This is a genomic window from Vibrio mediterranei, assembly GCF_013364395.1.
GTDB classification, from domain to species: Bacteria; Pseudomonadota; Gammaproteobacteria; order Enterobacterales; family Vibrionaceae; genus Vibrio; species Vibrio mediterranei.
In genome coordinates, this window is the sequence record NZ_JABXGK010000001.1 from 906,674 (window position 1) to 926,274 (window position 19,601).

Consider the following 19,601-nt stretch of genomic DNA (forward strand, 5'->3'; position numbering starts at 1 on the left):
CATAGAGATTGGGTGAAGGTATTGGTTTATTTTGTTCTGTCTGTTTTAACGACGTCGACGGTTAAAAGTAATGAACCAGCTAATTGCCGAACTAAAAAGTAATAGCCAGAATAGGGCAAGAAATCCAAAATTCTCTACAAGGACGCCCGATTGATCGACATAAGAATCGCTCATAAGAAAGATAGCTAAGCAGAGGTTTGCCAAGCCAAATAGAATGAAAGTTAACCTATATTTTTTACAGTTCATTACCTAGCATCCTTGCCGTCACTCCAACTTTTATAGCGAGCAATATCACCAATTCTTATTCTATCACCTAGGGTAATTTTCGATCTGTAACCGAATGTACTAGCGGTGTCATGAAACGTAGTTGGCTTTCGTGTGTGTAGGAGTCCAAGAGTTGGTTTGCCAGTGCCTCAGTGAATAGCATTGGGGCGTTAAACTTTCAGTAATGTCTTATTTGTCACTAGAAGATAGGGTGGGAAGTCATACAAACAGGTACGATAGAAATCTCGTTATGGCGTACAAAATGTATGAACGACTTCCTCTCATTGTGCTGGTATAGTTTTGAAGTGATTAATGCGCGAAACATGTGTGCTGGTGCTTCCTATTCCAGGACTTTTCGTGGAAAAAGTACGCGATGGTATTAATCGTTGGCTCTAATGTTGCCATGATACCACCCGCCAACACATCACCCGTTAACAAATAAACGACACCAAACGCCACACTAAAGTGTACGGTCGCAAATGAAGCTGTCTTAATGGTTTCATTATTTCTCAAAGCTTGAAGGCGTTGGTTTTTTTCCCAAACACGTTCGTGAAAGTAAAACGCAACGGTATTTACGACTGGTTCAAGCATTGCAATCATACTCGCGATTAAGATTTCGCCAGTTAGTGCATATGCAACCGTAAAGGCAATAGTAAAATGGATAGCGGCAAATCGAATCGTCTTAATCATGGGATGTATCACTCAGTTCAAATCTTATGAACCCATTATGATGAACTGGTAATGAGAATTAAAATCAATTAAATCTCTTTTATTGATAGGCAATACCTATATATTGTTGGTGAGTTTTTTAAGCAGATGCACCGCTAGTGCACCTAAGGAAAAAAAACTAGCGCATACTGAGGCGACATTGACCTTAGTACTATTCTTGTGCTGAAACAGGGTAAATGTATGAAGGAGCGTTAGATATCTTCTGATGTACAAGCACTGGCGCTCCTTCATTTCACGTGTTGTAGATTCATGCCCTAGTAGATAGTCAAGCTGCGATAGATCTCTTTTCGATTAAACGAAAACCGAGCTCATTCCTTTCTACTTCTCCGGCAGCGATTGCTTTACTCATATAGCTTCCGACGGTGTTTCTCGACATATTAAGTAATGAAGCAAGAGTAAGAATATTTAATGGGATAGACCCATCGTAGGTCGCTGCACTGATTGCTTCCATCGCCAAACGAATCTTCAAATCGGTATTTTTTTCGCCGCGTAGGCGAAATAATGTCAAGCAAAAGCGCTGTTTTTTTGCCAAAGAGAAGTTGATCATTTTTGAAAAACTACAGCAAGAATCCATCAATTCTTTGACATCCTCAAAGGGTAACAGCAGCACGGTACTGTCGGTCACGGCTTGTATATCAGACTGAGCACCCTCACCCAAAATCAATGGTACATCATTGATAAGGATGCCGGGGGTAATCAGGTCGTACTTCAAGTTAGTGCCTTCATCGATAGTGGGGTAAAAACCTAATACGCCCTGTAAAGGGATAACGATATCGCTCACACTTTGATATTGGAAGAACAGAAATTTACCCTTGGGAATGGTGACAACTGCTCCACGTCGGATAAGTTGACCTGCAAGTTCGTCGCTAGCGCGGTATATCTCTTTAAGTATCTTCTGGACTGACATTTTAAGCCTCTCAAGAAAGGGATGAGCGCTATTCCTTAGCTTCTTGGGGGGTGTATGTCTGTGATTATAAGAGGACCAAGACGGTGAATAAATAAGCCGCTGGTTATATAAAACATAAACGCCGTTTATATTGTTCAATCTCTTCGATAACGAAGAAGTTTGACCAATTGCCTGCGTCGCTTTTCGTTACAAGCTATTACCATGCACTCATAGTGCACCTTTGGATTGCTGATTTGACTATGATTTGCGCCATCCGAATCTGTGAGTTGCAAACGATGAACAAAAACCTTTTAGCAGTCGCAATGGCTGTAACCTTCTCTTCGTCCACATTTGCTGGCGGTATCTTACTTCACGAAGTAGCTACCTTTGATAGTGTTTCTTCTGCTGGTGTAGGGAACTCATCTAATCGTACTGATGCAAGTGCCGTGATTACTAGCCCTGCTGGTCTAACGGCGATAGATGACAATAGTTTTTCTATTGGTGTTCAGTACTTAAACGCAAAGACTGAGCACAGTGGTACTGGGGTTTCTGTTGACAAGTCAACGACAGGTGAGTCGAATGCCTTTATTCCAAGTCTTGCTTATGCGCAGAGAATCAATGACAGCTGGGTTATCGGGGCATCTTTACATGGTGAAGGTGGTTTGAGTATGGACTATAGCGGTGGTCTTGTAGGACCTAATGGTGGTCTTCCAAAAACACTGTCTGATGAAGCGTTAAATTTGCAGTTAGCCGCTGGATTCCAGGCAAGCGACAATCTGTCTCTTGGCGGAGCTTTGATCGTTCAGCATTTAATGACGTCGTTTGAGCTTGGTGGTGACTCTAGGCTTGATGGAGATGGCAGTTCTACGGCGGCAAGCTTTATGCTATCAGCTATGTATGACGTGTCAGACTCTACTTTTCTATCTGCCAACTATAAACACAAAGTAAAGCATAACTCTGGTGATATCGATGTGTCGTTTGATGGCAACCAGTTTACGTCAATTGAGCGAAATGCTTCTTGGCCAGCTCAACTTGATTTTGGCCTTCAGCACAAAATCTCAGATGAGTTAACTTTCAAAGCCATGACGGGTGTTGAATTTTGGTCACAGTTTGATGATGCTGCAAACAATGTTTATAGCTTAGGTACAGCGCTCGCGTATTCTCAAAATGATTGGACCTACCAAGGTGGTATCCGTTACGACTCGAAAATGTATGACACTGACAAAATGACCCCTGCGCTTCCTATTGGAGCAAACTGGTCGTTAGGTCTTGGCGCAGAAAAAGAGCGTTCAAATGGTCATCGAATCGGTATCGCATACCAATACCGCAATATGGGTACTCAAGACGTCACCTACACTGGCCCTACAGACACAATTCCTTATTTTACTGGCAGTGTGGATACCAACCGTATTCATGTTCTAAGTATCAGCTACGCCTACTAACTTAGTGAGCTAACCGTAAATTGGCCTCTCACAGTTGTGAGGGGCATTTTTGTTTTTAATGAGAAATAAAGCGTTATGAAAAAGAATGGTCTGTTTTCATCGGTTGTCAGAGCTTTTGGCTTTGTTACCGTTGTTGGATTATTGGTAGTGACAGGAGTCTCAGCCAAAGAGAAACATCATGAAGATCCAACCAAGATCGTTACCAAAGTAGGTGCTGGCTATTCAGACTCTGCGTTTGTGTCTGGTTCGATTGGTCTTGATGAAGCGAGGATGATCAACGCTCGATACAATGAGACTGGAGAGTGGCGCTTGGGCGGCTCATGGCTATTTGATTTGGGAATCTTAAACTTCAACTTTAGCCGTACTGATTATGAAAATGATAGCTATCGCAACAACTACAGTATTGGCACCTACATCCCTCTAAGTTACTTTGACATCTCTCCGGCAGGATGGATGCTATTTCCCATGGCGGGCTACAGCTACAACGATGGAAAAATGGCAATGCCTTCAGAAGAGGTGGATAACGAATACGTACTGATGCGAAGCCAAAGTCACGGCGGTTATTTGGGAATGTTTGGTATTCGTCCAATTGATGACTCGGATTGGAGCGTACTCGGGTTTGCTGGTGGCTCGATAGGTTCGGATAATTACCGCGGATACTGGGGCGGACTTGGCCTTAGTTATAAGATAAACAAAAATGCATCGTTTAACTTCTTTGGAATGCTCTCGGAGGACGACTACGGGACCAATAATAAACTGGCAGGATCGGTGAGTTACGAGTTTTAATGAAGTAAGGCTTTAAGTAAGCGAAAGTAAAAACGGCGGCTATCATTGATAGCCGCCGCGTCGTTTACTCCTCAATAAACTTGTGCTTTATCTGACTCTCTCTTTCCTGCGGTTTGAACTGATTAAACCTAGGTAAGAACTTGTCCCAATCAATCACATGACTGTTGATCTCTGGGCCATCGATACAAGCATGTTTACGAATCAATTTTCCATCTTCCATTACTGGGACCATACACGCACCGCACATCCCGGTTGCGTCTACCATGATAGAGTTAAGGCTCGCCACGCACTCCACTTTGTACTCCAAAGTTAAGTCGCTTACAGCTCTCATCATGAGTGGTGGACCTATAGTAATGACTTCCGCGATAGGTTCGCCTTTTCCGGCTTGATGCTCATCTAGGCGGTCTTTTAGAGGGGTAGTGACAAACCCTTCTACACCAAAGCTTCCGTCATTACTGGTATAGATGACTTCCAGTAAATCAGGGTAGAGCGCTTTGAGTGTTTCGACTTTATCGCCTTGCTCAGTCCAGAATGCTTGAGGTGCGCCTCTAAAACCAGAAATCAAAGTGACTTTGTTACCAATTTCGAGATGTGCGCGCATAATAGGATGAACAGCCGGAAGACCCACACCACCTGCGGTGAAGTAGACTCTGTGATTATCTTGGTGCACAACGACTTTACTTGCTTGACCTAGTGGCCCCGCAATCGCTTCAAAGACATCGCCTTCCTGCATCTGGTTGATAAGTTTAGAGCTGCTTCCTAGCCCCTGAATCACTAACTCAATCGTCCCTTTTTCAGCATCCCAATCAGCGAGTGTCAGTGGAATTAATTCGCCTTTTTCATCGGCAAGAACTCGTACAAACTGACCGGGTTTTGCGGAACGGGCGATGAGTGGGGCGGTAATGGTAAATTCGACAATCTCATCGGTAAGTTGACGACGTTTGACGATTTTAGCTGGCATTTGCCCAAGTTCAGTGTAATTGCTTGCCTGCGCGACTAACCCTTCGACTTCTTTTAAATTGAAGTCTAGCGTACTCATGATTTCACGAGCGGCTGCTTGCCCATCACCTGCCGCTTTAATGGCTGTTGAGCCACCACGAGTCGCATCACCACCACTATAAACACCAGCAAGCGAGGTTTCCTGCGAGCCTTTATTAAGCAGCAAGGTACCCCATTTCGAGGTGTTAAGATCTGGGTTAGCGTCTTTCATTATAGGGTTAGAACTATTACCCAGAGCCATGATGGCGAAATCGACCTTCATTAGCTCCGTTTCCCCGGTTGACTGCGGTCTGCGACGGCCTGAGGCATCTGGCTCACCTAGTGCCATTACGTCTAAATCGGCAGTCGCCAGTACGTGGTTTTTGTCCCCATTAAACTGACAAGGAGAGCGTAGTTCTTTGAGCATAATGCCTTCTTCTAACGCATGATGTAGCTCTTCCACACGAGCAGGCATCTCTTGTTGCGTTCGACGATAGACAATAGTCACGTTAGCGCCAAGGCGACGAGCGGTTCGCGCGGCGTCCATTGCGGTATTACCACCACCGATGATCATCACCTCTTTATTGTCCATCTCTGGCATAGGTGTCTCATAGTCAGGGAGGTTGGCGTGCATCAGGTTGACGCGAGTTAAGAACTCATTCGCTGACATGATATTAAGTAGATGTTCACCCGGAACGTTCATGAAGCGCGGTAGTCCTGCCCCAGTGCCGACAAACACTCTCACAAAACCTGCACGTTTGAGGTCCGCTAGGGTGGCAGTTTTACCAACGATGTAGTTAGTGACAAAGCGGCCTCCGAGCGCTTTGATTTTTTCTACCACGTCATCCACCAATTGGTTCGGTAGACGGAACTCAGGGATACCATAACGTAACACGCCACCTAGTACATGGAATGCTTCAAATACTGTCACGGGGTAACCAGCTTTGGCCAGTAGGTAAGCATTGATTAACCCAGAAGGCCCTGAACCTACAATAGCCACTGGCGGTTTGCTAGCGGCAACCCAAGGGTTACACGCCACAGGTTTCGGCGGCTCACCATTAGAAAGCTCGCGCTCCCGTTGTGGTAAGAACCACTCCAACTGACCGATTTCAATCGGTCTATCGTTGTGAGTACATACACCTTGGCATTGAAGCTCTTGTGGGCAAACTCGACCCGTAACATTTGGCAGAGGATTGGCGTCTCGTATTAGCTCAAATGCCGCTTTAAAACGGCCTTCGCCCATCAAGTTCAACACTTCTGGTATGTGGATCTTAACCGGACATCCTCCATCGGCTTCTTCCGCGGGATTGCCGTCGCGGTCGCACATTGGGACACCGACTTCGCAAGGTTTGTCTTCGCATTGCTTATCGCGAAGCACTTCAAGCCACACAAACAGCTCTACTTCGCGCAGCGAATAACCCAGCCCCATGTAGCCAAGGTAGCCTTGGCTCACTAGATCGAAGTCTTTGCGGCGCTCTTCCGCAGGACGAACGTAAGGAGGAATGTTATTGCTGCCCGGCCAACCTTCAGATAACCCTTTAAACATGGGATAACGTTCTGAAAGGTGCAGGTCTAAGCCTTTAACAAATGCCCGTTTTTGTTTCAGTGGAATTCGCCATAGATAACGCTGTAGTGCGGTACTAAGATCGTTGCCCGCGAGCAACAGTTCCCATAGCTTAGTGGTGAACTCTGCCGATAGGTTACCGCGTTTCAGCGTGTCCTGGATTAGCTGTTGACTCTCTTCGATGATCATTTGCTGGAAGCGCTGTGGATTTTGATCCATGCGCTTTAGCATAAGCTCCCGTTGAGATTGAGTAAGTAAAGCGACCATAACTACACCTCCACCGAAGCAGGAGCGTTAAAGTGAATGATTTCAGCATCACACTCATCGGCGATTCGTGCGGCACGTTTCACTAACTCATCAGTGAGTGTCACTTTCGCCAATGAACCCGGAATGACTTGGCTAATCACTTTCGCTTCGCCATTCTCGACCACAGTTGTTTTCTCAAACAGTTCACTCAGTTGTTGGTAGCAGGTCTTGCAATCGGTACACAGACATTTTTCGTCTTCATTGATCGCGACAAGAGGTTGCGATTGTCCATCGGCTTTCTCAGATGCGTCAGTGGTGTCGATTTGTGTCACAGGGATGCTACTGGTTGGCGTTGCCACCATAGCAAGTTCCGCTAGTCCGTTTGCGATGGACTCAATAGTTTGTTCATTGTTGTCCAAGGCTTGTTGATATCGCAGTTTCCACTCTTCGATTTGCTGCTGATAACCTTGCTCGATCTGCGCTACATGCTGTCCACTTAATGTTTGTAGCATGTGCCAGTTGCGAAGACGCTCTTCACTCAGTGCCACTAACGACGGTGAAACAGAGAGCTGCACCAAATGTTGCTGTTTATCGGTGGACCAAATAAACGGTACTTTATTTGCGCGTTCTTGAGCGCTTAGCTTGAGATAATCAGCGAGCTCTACGGTGTTGTCGTTATCGCTGACTAGCGCAAAGTGTTTCTTGAATCGACCCTCATACAACGCGAAGTCTGCGGCGGTAAATGGCACTTGTTTAAGTTGGGTCATGCCATCGTTATCTAGGTAGCTGATGGTATGTGTTGCCCAGTCCTGATCCAGTTCAGGGTTACCTTCAATAGAGAAACGCTCTGCTAAAGTCTCACCTTTACGTGGGTCGTGAACAAATACCGGACTCATGCGGCTCTCTACGGCTAAGCGAGAGTGTCGCGTGCTAGCATCATCGGCGATACCGTGCTCACCCATACAAGGGGTATAAACATCAAACAGTGCTGGTGCATCTTGATAATTCAAGTACTCCATCAAGTTCGACATAAAGTGACCTTGTAATGCCGTTGAGGTCTGTACCACCATGACTTTCGGATGGAAGGTAGCAATAATTCCTAGCTCTTTACGTGCCTCTTCTTTACCGCTATGAGCACTGCCGAAACGGCTGAGGTCGGAATCTTGCGCGGTGAAACTTGCTGTGGATGCTTGTCCTCCAGTATTAGAGTAGCTCCCAGTATTCAATACAAAGATCTTAATCGGTGTACTGGTAGTTAAAAGTCTAGAAAGCGCACCAAAACCAATATCATAGGTTGCGCCGTCTCCACCGATGCTGAATACCGTTGGCATCAGTGCCAATTCTTGATCGGACAACTGACTCCACTCAAGGTAACGAAGCTGACGATCGTGAATCTCTTCATCGTACATATCTTCTAATTCGAGTTTTGCAGTGCGCAGTGCTTTGAACTGTTCAAGCTGATTGGCTGCTTCACCTTCAAACAAGCCTTTCGCGACCGCCGGGGTGTCTTGGAACAAGCTGTTTACCCAAGGGTCGTTGTATGGGTTTGCAGGGAAGGTAGAGGCATAGACGCTACTACAGCCAGTGGCGTTAGCGATAAGTGCATCAGAAGGGCCATTTCCTGTTGGACCATGTTCGAATAGGAACAAGCGTTTTTCTAGCGTTTCAATAGTGCGAACTAACCGCTGGGTTCTGGTATTTTCACTGTCTTGTCCAACGATCATATCCAACTTGTCTTCAAGTTGCTCAATCGTAGACTCAAGAGTCTGTATATGAGCTTGATAGCGTTGTTGTTGCAGTGCTCGGTTGATGGAGGTGACGAGTCTTAAGGCTGTGACCTCACCACAGCCGCGACATGCGCCGTGACCAGAACTCATTGCATAGTAGTTGCTGCGGTCGAGTAGCAACCGTTTTGACTCTGAGGCGTCTTTCACACCTTGTTCAACAAAACGAGTAGGCGTATTTGGCATATTCGCTAGCGTGTTGAACAGTTCGTGCATTTGCTGGTTCATTTCGGTGGTTTGACGAACTTTTTCTAACGCATTCGGGCCGCAAACGTCGACACATTCCATACAGCCGCTACATTTGCTTGGATCGATAGCAACAGAGAACAAACCACCACTTCCTGGTACCGCTTTTTCCATCGCATCAAAGAAGGGCTTGGTGCGGCTTACTGGTAAGGATTCTAATGCCACGCATAGCGCTGCCATTTGCAAGGCGATAGGCTCTTCAAAGGTCATGGAATCCACAACTTTTGATACGACTTGATGCAGTGGCTGTGACTCCCCTTTTGCCGAGCTGCGGTAGTGGTGGCGCACTGCGTCCAGAATTGGCGGCATTTTCGCTTTCAAACTATCGCGTTGTACAGGTGGAATATTCAGTTTGTCTATCGCTACATAGGCAATATCGTGCAGCTCATGTACCGCGTTAGGAATAGCGCCATCTGGGCAAGCAATAGTACATTCCATACAGCCAGTACACTTGTCTGCATCAAATTTAGGCACGTTAAGCCTAAAGAGTCCTTTATCTTTAGTAATGGCACTGGCAGGAGGTAAGAACATGCCAGAACCCGGGATAACAGGAGCTTCGCCAATGGAGCCATCAACGTAGCGTTTGCCTGCGATATTATTGAAATAAGAAGGATCAAATAATCCGCAACTGGCTTGCGCTGGTTTTTGGGTTTCGGTTTGCGCTAGAGTTTCACTGGTTTCGACATTGTCGTTAAATGCGCTGTAATTGACGTGCTGTGTGGCGTGCATGCCTTCACGAATCACTGCCATGTTACTGGCAACGACTTTCTCGCCTTTTGAACCAAATTTCTTGGCGATTTGTTGGGTAATACGCTCTAACATCGCCGACTCATCAGCACCTTGGGTAACTTGTTTTGCATGTCCACACAAGGCTCCGATAAAGGCGATACCCATCATACGGATTTCTAAATCAGCTGATGGCGCTTGCTCACGCGCTACCTTGAACGCATCAACAATGTAGAAGTTGATGTTGTTGTTACGAATGAACTGACGAGCACTCGCAGGGATCTCTTGCCAAACTTGCTCTGGTTCGTGATGAGTTTGCAAAATGAAAGTGCCGTTTTTACTAAGACCCGACAGTGGATTGGTGTGCATAAACACTTTATGGTCGGGTGAAAGAACGACTTCGACCTGTTGTAGTTCGGCATTGGTGATTTTGATAGGTTCTGGAGAAAGAGTAATAAAGAAGTTGGTTGGTGCGCCACTTTTCTCAGAACCATATTTCGGCATGGACTTCGAGTGCAATCCTAATGCACCAGAAAGAATGTCCGTCAGTAGCTTACCCGTGGCGATGGTGCCGTATCCACCGACAGAGTGGAAGCGTACACGCATTGCCGATTCAGGTAACAGGTTAGGGTTTTCGCCTGTTTCTAAAGCCATCAGCTCAGTATCTGGATAAGCAGAGCGTAATCGGTCTTGAATCTGTTTTAGTTCGCCAGTTGCCTGTTTGTCGAAGAACTGGCTGCCTAGGTAGAAGAATGGCTTAATGTTCTCTGAGCGCATGTTATCAAAAGCAGCGATCAAGTGCTTAGGTTGCAGGTCGTGACCACCAAGTCCGAAGATACCAGTATTGATCATAGGTATGTGCGTCAGTGCTTTGATGCCATTGTGGCGAGGGTAATGGGCATTTTCTTGCGCTTTAAATAGCGCTCTAGAGATGCGCGCAGTTAAGCGTGTTTCGTCGCAACGCTCTAGCACCGTTACCGCAGTTTTTCCCGCAAGTTTCTCGACGATTTGCGCTTCAGGGAATGGATGCAATTGTTTGATGGAGATGACGCCGACTTTTTGACCTTGTTCTCTGAGGTGTAAAGCAACGGCTTCAGCATCATCCGTGACCGAGCCTAAACCGACAATGACGTATTCAGCGTCATCACATAGATAATCCATGACAGGCTCATAGGTGCGACCCGTTAGCTCACCATATTCACGCATGGCTTGCTCGATAAACTGTGGAACATCACTCAGGAAGTGGCTGCGATGGTCGACGATACCCGCTTGGTAGTCTGGCTGATTTTGGACACCACCCGTTAATCCTGGGTTATGCGGATCCATCAGTGCTGGTACACGTTGACGCGTATCTTTTTCATAGGCATTAAGCCAAGCACGTTGCCATTTTTTCAATAGTGCTTCGGGTAGGTAAGCGTTAGTGGATTCAATCCATTCGCCCTGAGCGTCTTTTTCTATCGCTGCTTCATTAGCTGTGATATAGCCTCTTAAGTCGGCTAATTTTTCAGGCCAAAACTGGTCTTGGTATTTGTCGATAAATTGATTGAGTTGCCAGACGCGGCCTTTGGCACCATATAGCATTCTCTGAGCTTCTGTTGGTGCGAGAATTCGATCGGTTGGGTCACCGAGATATTGTTTAAGTAATTCTGGCTCAGGTAGTTGAACTTCACTTTGAATATGGCTCGTTGCGAAGCCATCCATGGTATTGGCGACAGGAATTAGTGACAAGGCACTGACGCGATATGAAATGGCAGCAAGGTCGGCCGCTTCTTGGGCATTACTTGCAAATAAAGTGGTGTATCCAGCAGATAACAGAGCGTAGACGTCATCATGTCCCGCCATTACATTCAGTGAATGACGTGAAACTGAACGCGCCGCGACATGAAGCACAAAACCTGCAGCCTTCTTACCGACGGTCACATAGTGCGATTCAAGCCCGTATAAAATCCCTTGGCTTGATGAAGCGTTGGAAATGTACTTGCCCCCTGTCAGCGCGGCGCCTAATGCGCCACTTTGCGCAGAATGCTCACCTTCAGGTTCGAAGAAGAATGGGTGTTGCCCCCAAACATTGCAGCCACCTTGAGCTCTAAAGGCTTCATACAGTTCGGAAATCTCAGTAGAAGGGGTGATTGGGTATCCTATCACTCCACCACAAACGTAATCCATAACATGTGCGACAGCGCCATTGCCGTGGATTACAGTAGTCAGGCCGGGATAGGATGGGGTGTTGTGGTGCGCATTGCTCCCTTGGGTCATCGTAGACATAAGAGGTTGCTCCTTGGTATATGGTTTTATTATTAGTTCGACTTCCTTAATGCGTCGATTCTTTACTCCTCACCAAATACTTCATGGCTAATTGCCAGCTTGCACCTTATCATTCAGAGCATTTGGTGATGAACCACATAAACCTAGTGATCGCTCTCGAGATGACCATCTGATGCTTATGCGTTAAATACTACACCAGTTGCAAAGACAACTTTGCTCGTATGTTCACAAAATCAACACAATTTATGTGGTTATAGAGGGTGGGATAGAAGAGAGGTCGGTGAGCCTTATCAGGTGATGTTCAGAAAAAGAAAATTTCAGAATTACATGTGGTTAGTTTAGTTATAACCTATTGAAAAAGATGTGGTTTAATTAGTTCAGTTCAAGTTAGTATCTTTGATTTTAAAAAATGCTACTTAAATAAATATTCAATGGTCTATTTTAATATGCCTACAGTGTAATATAGGAGTAGTCTTATTATTATCTATAGTAGTGCCAATTAATAAATTTAAAGGCATCAATATTAACTGTCTGATATCTATAATTATATTTTAAATGAATGTGAATAATTTCCGATCATGTTCAAATAATCATGTAAAAATTAGTAAACTGGATTTTATTAATAGTTAGGTTAGGATAATATTGTTCACTAATTAAGACAGAGATGTCTTTTATTTATCAACCTGATTAGAATAACTTGTTGTAATAATGGTAAAAAAGATTTTTTCACCGTTGTGGGTGTTAGCGCTTTCTGTTGCTTTCCTGTTTTCCCACAGCGCTCGCAGTGAAGCGGAGATTAGTCCAACATCGGCTAAAGGCATATACAACAGCGCTAAGCTGTATGGGATCGTCGACTTTCAGTTGTTTAAAGATGCCTATAATGCATATGAAAGTACTACCAATCGCAGTAAATCACTATTAACTATTATTGATTATTCGAAGCCCTCTACAGAAAAACGCTTTTATGTCATAGATATGGCGAAAAAGTCTTTGGTTTTTAATACGTATGTAGCTCATGGTGTTAATAGTGGTAAAAAGACGGCGACTAAGTTTTCAAATATTATAAATTCTCGCAAGACATCACTGGGGACATTTTTAACGGACACAACTTATTACGGCTCTAATGGTTATTCACTAAGATTGGATGGACTAACAAAAGGCGTTAATGATAATGCTCGTGACCGATATATTGTTGTTCATGGAGCAGATTACGCTAACGAATCTTTCATGAAGAAAAACGGCTATCTTGGTCGTAGTTGGGGTTGCCCAGCCTTGCCGGAAAAGCTGTCTAAAGAAATTATTGATACGATTAAAGGCGGCAGTGTTATTTACGCTAGCTCTTAATGAATAATTATCTGATTTTTAAATTAAAAAGCCCACTATGAATAGTGGGCTTTTTGCTGTCTAGCTAAGCGTTTTGCTTTGGTTTACTAGCACGAGGTTTGCTTGGTCTAGGCTTACGCTTCTTGTTCGCACCGTTGTTTGCATTATTCGTACTGTTACGATGATTAGCGTTACCTGACTCACCGTCGCTATTACGCTTAGTATTGAACTTTCTTGGTTTACGAGGCTTTTCAGAACGAGGCTTATCTGCACGACCATGTCCGGATGCAGTCGATTTCTCTTGGCCTTCTTGTTTAGGCTTTTTTGGTTTCTTCGGCTTCTTCGGTTTAATTGGGCGCGTGTCCAGCTTTGACTCAGGAACGGCGTTTACTGGTTTGAATCCCTCTAACTCGAATCGGTCAATAAGTTTACCGATCAGTCTTTCAATACCGAATAGCTCTTTTGCTTCATCAGCACATACTAAAGAGTACGCTTTACCAGTTTCACCAGCGCGGCCTGTACGACCAATTCGGTGAACGTAGTCTTCAGAGACATGAGGAAGATCGAAGTTGACCACTTGAGGTAGCTGTGGGATATCGAGTCCACGAGCCGCGATGTCAGTTGCCACTAGTACGCGAATTTGCCCGGTTTTAAAGTGCTCAAGTGCTTTAGTTCGCGCGCCTTGGCTCTTGTTACCATGAATCGCGAGTGCTGTGATTTTCTTACCTTCAAGGAAACGGGCGAGACGGTTTGCGCCGTGTTTAGTCTTACAAAAGACTAAGACTTGCTTCCAGCTACCATCGTCTATTAGCTTGGCCAGCATAGCTGGTTTTTGCTTCTTATCTGCCACGTATAAGCTTTGCTCTACGAGTTTTGTGGTTGAGTTTGGCGGTGTGACTGATACTTCAATAGGGTTATTCACCAACCCTTTAGCCAGATCACGAATCTCGTTGGAGAAAGTGGCTGAAAATAGTAGGTTTTGGCGGTTTTTCGGCAATAAATCGAGGATTTTCTTAATATCGCGGAAGAACCCCATATCTAACATACGGTCGGCTTCATCAAGTACGAGCACTTCAAGTTGAGAGAACTTAATGGCGTTTTGCTGGTAAAGATCAAGTAGACGACCTGGTGTAGCAACCATCACGTCACAGCCCTTACGCAGCTTCAGCATTTGTGGGTTGATCTTCACGCCACCGAACACGCACTGTGAGGTTAGTGGAAGGTTAGTGCTGTATTTGAACACGCTCTCATGAACCTGTGCAGCAAGCTCACGCGTTGGGGTAAGGATAAGCGCGCGAATATGATTGCCTTTCACTCGCTGACCTGAGTTTAATCTTTCAAGTAACGGTAGCGCAAAGCCAGCGGTTTTACCTGTGCCGGTTTGTGCTGCAGCCATAACATCCTTGCCTTCGATAATTGCAGGAATGGCTTGCTCTTGAATTGGTGATGCCTTTTCGTAACCTAGATCTTGGATAGCACGAAGAATAGGAGTCGAAAGACCTAAAGATTCAAAACTCATAGTGGTACTCGTCGGTGGAGTGAGAAAAGTGGCAGTCATGGGATAGAGCAAATCTATCGTTATAAAAGGCCGTAAACCCAAGGATAGGGTAAGGCGCGCTATTCTGCGTGCTTTTGTGACGAACTTCAATACAATTCTCGTCGATTTGCGCTATTGAAATTTGTAGGTAAGGTGTTTATATTGTCGCCGCCTAACGGGCACACCCTAAAATGCACATTCGCCATCCCGCCATCACTGGTGCATTTATATTGGTGTTTTAGAACTTTCATGCAAACGACTACTCGTCCTTTTTCTCGTTTTACTCGTGAATCGGGTGCATTAATGCATCTGTCGATACCTATTATTCTGACTCAGCTTGCCACTCAAGCGATGGGTTTTGTGGATACCACAATGGCTGGTCAAGTGAGTGCTGCCGATCTCGCGGCGATCGCCTTGGGTGCTAGTATGTGGATTCCAGTTTTATTGCTGCTTCGCGGCGTGATTATGGCGCTTACTCCGGTAGTGGCATATCACCGTGGTGCGCGTGACTTTGAGAGCATCTCTGTCGAGTTCTTTCAAATGGTTTGGCTCGCATTGATTTCTAGCGCGCTGCTGGTGGCTTACTTGGTCAGCGCGAAACCTATCTTAGAGTGGATAGGGGTTGCATCAGAAATTATCCCTATTGCTAGTGATTATGCGTTTGCCTTGGCGTTTGGTGTGCCGGGTATTGCTCTGTTCTATACCTTAAATGGTTTCTGCGAAGGGATGAACAATACTAAAGCACCGATGATCATTTCAGTTATTGGCTTGTTGGTGAACATTCCGGTTAACTACATCTTAATTTATGGCAAGTTTGGGTTTCCTGAACTCGGTGCGGTAGGCTGTGGTTGGGCAACCAGTTTGGTGTATTGGTTAATGTCAGGACTATTGTATTCCTACATTAAAGGTCATCATCACTACAAAACGATCATTCGGTTTACTGATATTAAACCAAGAGCAAAAGAGATGATTCATTTGCTTAGGTTAGGTCTACCGATCGGTATGAACATTGCGGTTTGCGGCAGTATTTTTGCTGTCATCGCCTTGTTGATCGGTCGTATTGGAGCGGAAAATGTTGCGGCTGCGCAGATCGCCTTGAATATCTCCAGCATGACTTACGTGATTCCAATGAGCATTTCGTTTGGTATCACTATTCGTGTGGGCCACGCATTAGGTGCTAAAGACGAGATAGGCGCGATTGAACGCAGTAAAATCGGAATCTTGGTTGCAGGATTGATGTCGTTAATATCGGTGACAATTTTCTTGTTGTTCCCGGATTGGATTATTCGACTTTACACTACAGACCCAGCAGTGAGTGCGACAGCAGCAACGCTACTTGTGTTTACAGCGATGTACCAGTTTAGTGATGCGCTGCAAACCTCTTCGAACGGTGCGCTCCGTGGGTATAAAGACACGAAAGTGCCGATGTTGTTGGCGATTGCTTCTTATTGGGGATTGGCATTGCCGCTTGGCATAGTGCTAGGGCTGACAGATCATATTGTGCCAGCTATGGGTGAAAAAGGTTTTTGGATCGGCATTCTTACGGGACTGACTGTGGCTGCGATATTGATGTTGCTGCGTTTACGTCACGTAATTAAAAAGCGTCCGCCTATTACTTCTGATAGAGCTTCTGATGGAATGACTACTCGCTAATAGTAAAAGCGCGTGATACCTGAGAAAGGGTCACGCGCTTTTTGATTATTCGTTAGCTGCTAGAGCAGTAATCGTCCTTTTTTATAGCCAAGGCCATTCTCGACATCGCTGCCGAGTAGCACTGGACCATCAAGATCCACCACTTCTGCTTTAGTAGCTATAGGCAATGCTGCTTTCATTGCCATTGACGTTCCCAGCATACAACCGCTCATGATTTTAAGTCCCAGTTCACGAGCTCTTCCCTCTAATGCTAAGGCTTCTGTTAATCCGCCAGTTTTATCAAGCTTAATGTTAATCATCTCATAACAATCGACGAGTTCATCTAGCTCGGCTCTGGTATGGCAACTCTCATCAGCGCACAGTGGGATAGGGTGGGGAATACCCTTGAGTAAGTCATCTTGGCCACTAGGAACGGGCTGCTCAATCATGGTGATGTCTAGCGGTGCTAATTGATCGAACAAGGACTCAAGATCAAGTGACGCCCACGCTTCATTAGCGTCAATGACGATCTTCACTTCAGACGATAATGCTCGAATAGCGGCTATTTTCTCAACGATATCCTCGTTATCGAGTTTGACCTTCAGCAGCGTTGCACCTTCATCAATATACTGCTTTGCTTGGCTTGTCATGGTGTTGAGGTCAGCAACAGACACCGTCATCGCAGTTTCGATACTGGGTGCAATCGCAAAATAGGGTGATGGGAACTGGCTATCAGAGAGCTGACTTTCAAGCGACCATAACGCGCAATCAATAGCATTTCGAGCAGCGCCAGCCGGATAGTTTTGCAAGGCGAGTCGCGCTTCAAAGGGGTCTTGGGTCACTAGGTCGGCACTAAACTCATTGATTTGTGCCATGACTGATTCCACCGACTCACCATATCTCGGATAAGGCGTACACTCCCCTTGTCCAAGTTGTCCTTGGTATTCGATGGACACACGAACTACTTCACAGTGAGTACGTGTGCCTCTGGATATCGTGAAGGGCTTCGCGAGTTTAATTGAGTGATGGTGCGCTTCAATCTTCATAAGATTCTCACAACGTTTTTAGCTTGTTAGCGATTGAGTCTACCCCAAAACGAACAGGGTCCGTTACGGGAAGGTCAAACTGTTCACTCCATTGTTGACAGAGTTCTTTGGCGTCAGACTCATCCAATATGGAAGTATTTAAACAGATACCTGCAAATTGGACTTTGGGGTTAGTCACACGTGCTGCCAAAAGGTTAGCGTTAATTGTTTGCTCAATCGTGGGCAATTGCGCGTGGGGGAGGTGGCGAATATGCTGACGTCCAACTTCGTGACAAAGAACAAGCGCATCTGGCTGAGCTCCGTGCAATAGTCCCAAGCTTACGCCAGCAAAGGATGGGTTGAAAAGAGAGCCTTGTCCTTCAATGATATCCCAATCATGATCGTTAAACTCAGGACTTAAAGCTTCTACGGCACCAGAAATGAAGTCTGCTACGACCGCATCCACTGAAATGCCTTGACCGTCGATTAATATGCCGGTTTGCCCCGTTGCTTTGAATCTAGCGTCAACATTGAGCTGCTTGAGGGTTTGTTCGATGGCGAGGGCACTGAACATTTTCCCTACTGAGCAATCTGTTCCAACAGTGAGTAGTCGTTTCCCCGAGCGCTTTTTACCGTTACCTACTGCAAGGCGTTCGTCATAGTGTCTAACATCAAACAACTGGATTAAGCCTTGATCTGCCATTTGGGCTAACTCTGGTATGTCTGTCAGTCTTTGATGCATTCCCGATGCAATATGTAACCCTAGCTTTGCTGCAGCAATGAGTGTTTCTACCCAGTTTCTAGGAATAAAGCCGCCCGCATTGGCGGTGCCTATGACCAGCGTTTTTACGCCTTGTTTTTTAGCCTGCTCAAGTGTTAATTCAGTAAGCCCTAAAGAGACGGTATCCTCGGTTAGCCTGAGTTGCCCTAAACAGGCATCTGGGCGCCATTTGACAATACCGCGCGCGGTTTTTGCTGAGAGAGGATCAGTGACGTCACCGAGGAAAAGCAAGTAAGGCTGAGAAATGTTCATAGTGTCCCTTTATTCACAAGTAGCGAGATTCACAAGTAGCCCGCTTTACAGCTAGGTAAATTCCTAGCAGCGAGGCTAATGCTATCTAAGATAGGGAGGGAACACTCTAATAGCGAATGCTCGTTTGTTGGTCGCCTATAACATTAGGTTATAGGTGGCTATATGTTGTAACTAAGCGCTCGCGTGATTCTTCAACATCGAAAGAAAAGATCTCGTCGCAATCGAAAAAGGATGTAAGTCGCTGGTAAGTAGTGAGACGGAACAGTCAATAACGTCGGATAGCTGGAGGCTATGTAAGTTCTCACTTGCCGCATATTGGCTGGCAGTCCAAGGGTCAACAATCGCAATACCAGCTCCAAGAGCGGCCAGTTCTGCACCTGAACTGTAATTCCTAACTGTAAGGGACGGAACAAAATCAGGCTGTATTTGCTCAAGGGCGAGCGTGAGTTTCTGCCCTAAAGGATCGCGCCTGTCTAGGGCGATGATGTTTAATTCATCGTCCAACAGAGCTTCTAACGTCACTACAGGGGGGTTATTCTCGCCTTCACTCAATCGAGTGAAACCAGAGGTTGGTACTAGAACTTGCATTGATTTCTTGGCCAGAAGTTGGTGAGAAATACCGGCAGGAGTGTCTTCACCAAACGCGACAGCAATATCGAGCGCATTGTCGAGTAATGCGTCGCACAGTTCACTGCGATTACCGGTGACCAGTTCTATTGAGCATTGATGTGCTTGATGAAACTGTGCAATCACCGGTGTCAGGAATTTTGTAGCTAATACTGGTGGCGCACCTATTCGAATATGTTGATGCCCTTTTTTAACCTTGTTGGTGAGGGTTTTAAATTGGCCGAGTTGTAGATAGATTTTCTCTACTTCTGGTAACAGGGTTCTGGCTTCTTGAGTGGGAACCAGACGACCTTTGACGCGCTCGAACAGAGAAAAGCCAAGCTGTAGCTCCGTATGAGCGAGTACACGGGTCACATTAGGTTGCGATACATGGAGGTTTTTCGCCGCGCCAGAGACGGTTCCCGTTTGCATAATCGCATAAAACACTTCTAGTTGACGTAAGTTCACAAATACTCCATTCCAATACTGGCTCGCTGTAACTGTAATGGATCTTGCGCCTGAAGAGAAT

13 protein-coding genes are annotated in these 19,601 nt (G+C 45.6%); 4 read left to right on the forward strand and 9 right to left on the reverse strand.

Annotation, left to right across the window (positions count from 1 at the left end; all coding sequences use genetic code 11):
- Positions 1 to 45 precede the first annotated feature (45 nt).
- The 3 genes from HOP38_RS26200 to HOP38_RS04455 form a co-directional block, all read right to left on the reverse strand.
- The gene (locus HOP38_RS26200; protein WP_088876908.1) at positions 46 to 246 is read right to left on the reverse strand and encodes a DUF3955 domain-containing protein; all 201 of its coding nucleotides are present in this window, start codon (positions 244 to 246) and stop codon (positions 46 to 48) included.
- 327 nt (positions 247 to 573) lie between these two features.
- Positions 574 to 954 (reverse strand): DUF2061 domain-containing protein, encoded by a 381-nt coding sequence (locus tag HOP38_RS04450; protein WP_198557525.1) that lies wholly within the window; start codon positions 952 to 954, stop codon positions 574 to 576.
- A gap of 304 nt (positions 955 to 1,258) precedes the next feature.
- On the reverse strand, positions 1,259 to 1,900 hold the full coding sequence (locus tag HOP38_RS04455) for a Crp/Fnr family transcriptional regulator (protein ID WP_006071350.1): 642 nt from the start codon (positions 1,898 to 1,900) through the stop codon (positions 1,259 to 1,261).
- A gap of 275 nt (positions 1,901 to 2,175) precedes the next feature.
- On the opposite strand from HOP38_RS04455, the gene HOP38_RS04460 reads away from it, so the two are divergent.
- On the forward strand, positions 2,176 to 3,321 hold the full coding sequence (locus tag HOP38_RS04460) for an OmpP1/FadL family transporter (protein WP_231892941.1): 1,146 nt from the start codon (positions 2,176 to 2,178) through the stop codon (positions 3,319 to 3,321).
- Positions 3,322 to 3,396: 75 nt separating this feature from the next.
- Positions 3,397 to 4,107 (forward strand): ShlB/FhaC/HecB family protein, encoded by a 711-nt coding sequence (locus HOP38_RS04465; protein ID WP_006071348.1) that lies wholly within the window; start codon positions 3,397 to 3,399, stop codon positions 4,105 to 4,107.
- A gap of 64 nt (positions 4,108 to 4,171) precedes the next feature.
- Here the strand turns inward: HOP38_RS04465 and HOP38_RS04470 are convergent, their stop codons facing one another.
- Positions 4,172 to 6,916: a sulfide/dihydroorotate dehydrogenase-like FAD/NAD-binding protein gene (locus tag HOP38_RS04470; RefSeq protein ID WP_096441556.1), complete on the reverse strand. Its 2,745-nt coding sequence runs from the start codon at positions 6,914 to 6,916 to the stop codon at positions 4,172 to 4,174.
- Positions 6,917 to 6,918: 2 nt separating this feature from the next.
- A complete protein-coding gene (locus HOP38_RS04475; protein WP_198557528.1) occupies positions 6,919 to 11,916 on the reverse strand; it encodes a 2-oxoacid:acceptor oxidoreductase family protein in 4,998 nt (1,665 codons plus the stop codon).
- A gap of 708 nt (positions 11,917 to 12,624) precedes the next feature.
- On the opposite strand from HOP38_RS04475, the gene HOP38_RS04480 reads away from it, so the two are divergent.
- Positions 12,625 to 13,260 (forward strand): murein L,D-transpeptidase catalytic domain family protein, encoded by a 636-nt coding sequence (locus tag HOP38_RS04480; protein ID WP_038229911.1) that lies wholly within the window; start codon positions 12,625 to 12,627, stop codon positions 13,258 to 13,260.
- Between the two features lie 64 nt (positions 13,261 to 13,324).
- Here HOP38_RS04480 and HOP38_RS04485 read toward each other — a convergent pair whose 3' ends face one another.
- Positions 13,325 to 14,758: a DEAD/DEAH box helicase gene (locus tag HOP38_RS04485; RefSeq protein ID WP_038229913.1), complete on the reverse strand. Its 1,434-nt coding sequence runs from the start codon at positions 14,756 to 14,758 to the stop codon at positions 13,325 to 13,327.
- Positions 14,759 to 15,025: 267 nt separating this feature from the next.
- Here HOP38_RS04485 and HOP38_RS04490 point away from each other — a divergent pair, with 267 nt between their 5' ends.
- Positions 15,026 to 16,429, forward strand: coding sequence for an MATE family efflux transporter (locus HOP38_RS04490; RefSeq protein ID WP_198557529.1), 1,404 nt, complete (start codon positions 15,026 to 15,028; stop codon positions 16,427 to 16,429).
- 59 nt (positions 16,430 to 16,488) lie between these two features.
- Here the strand turns inward: HOP38_RS04490 and dgcA are convergent, their stop codons facing one another.
- The 3 genes from dgcA to HOP38_RS04505 form a co-directional block, all read right to left on the reverse strand.
- Entirely contained in the window at positions 16,489 to 17,454 is a 966-nt protein-coding gene (gene dgcA / locus HOP38_RS04495) for an N-acetyl-D-Glu racemase DgcA (RefSeq protein ID WP_198557530.1), read from the reverse strand.
- A 7-nt stretch (positions 17,455 to 17,461) separates the two neighbouring features.
- On the reverse strand, positions 17,462 to 18,466 hold the full coding sequence (dgcN, locus tag HOP38_RS04500) for an N-acetyltransferase DgcN (RefSeq protein WP_198557531.1): 1,005 nt from the start codon (positions 18,464 to 18,466) through the stop codon (positions 17,462 to 17,464).
- A gap of 171 nt (positions 18,467 to 18,637) precedes the next feature.
- Complete coding sequence (locus HOP38_RS04505) at positions 18,638 to 19,540, reverse strand: LysR family transcriptional regulator (RefSeq protein ID WP_198557532.1); 903 nt, start codon at positions 19,538 to 19,540, stop codon at positions 18,638 to 18,640.
- Positions 19,541 to 19,601: the final 61 nt, after the last annotated feature.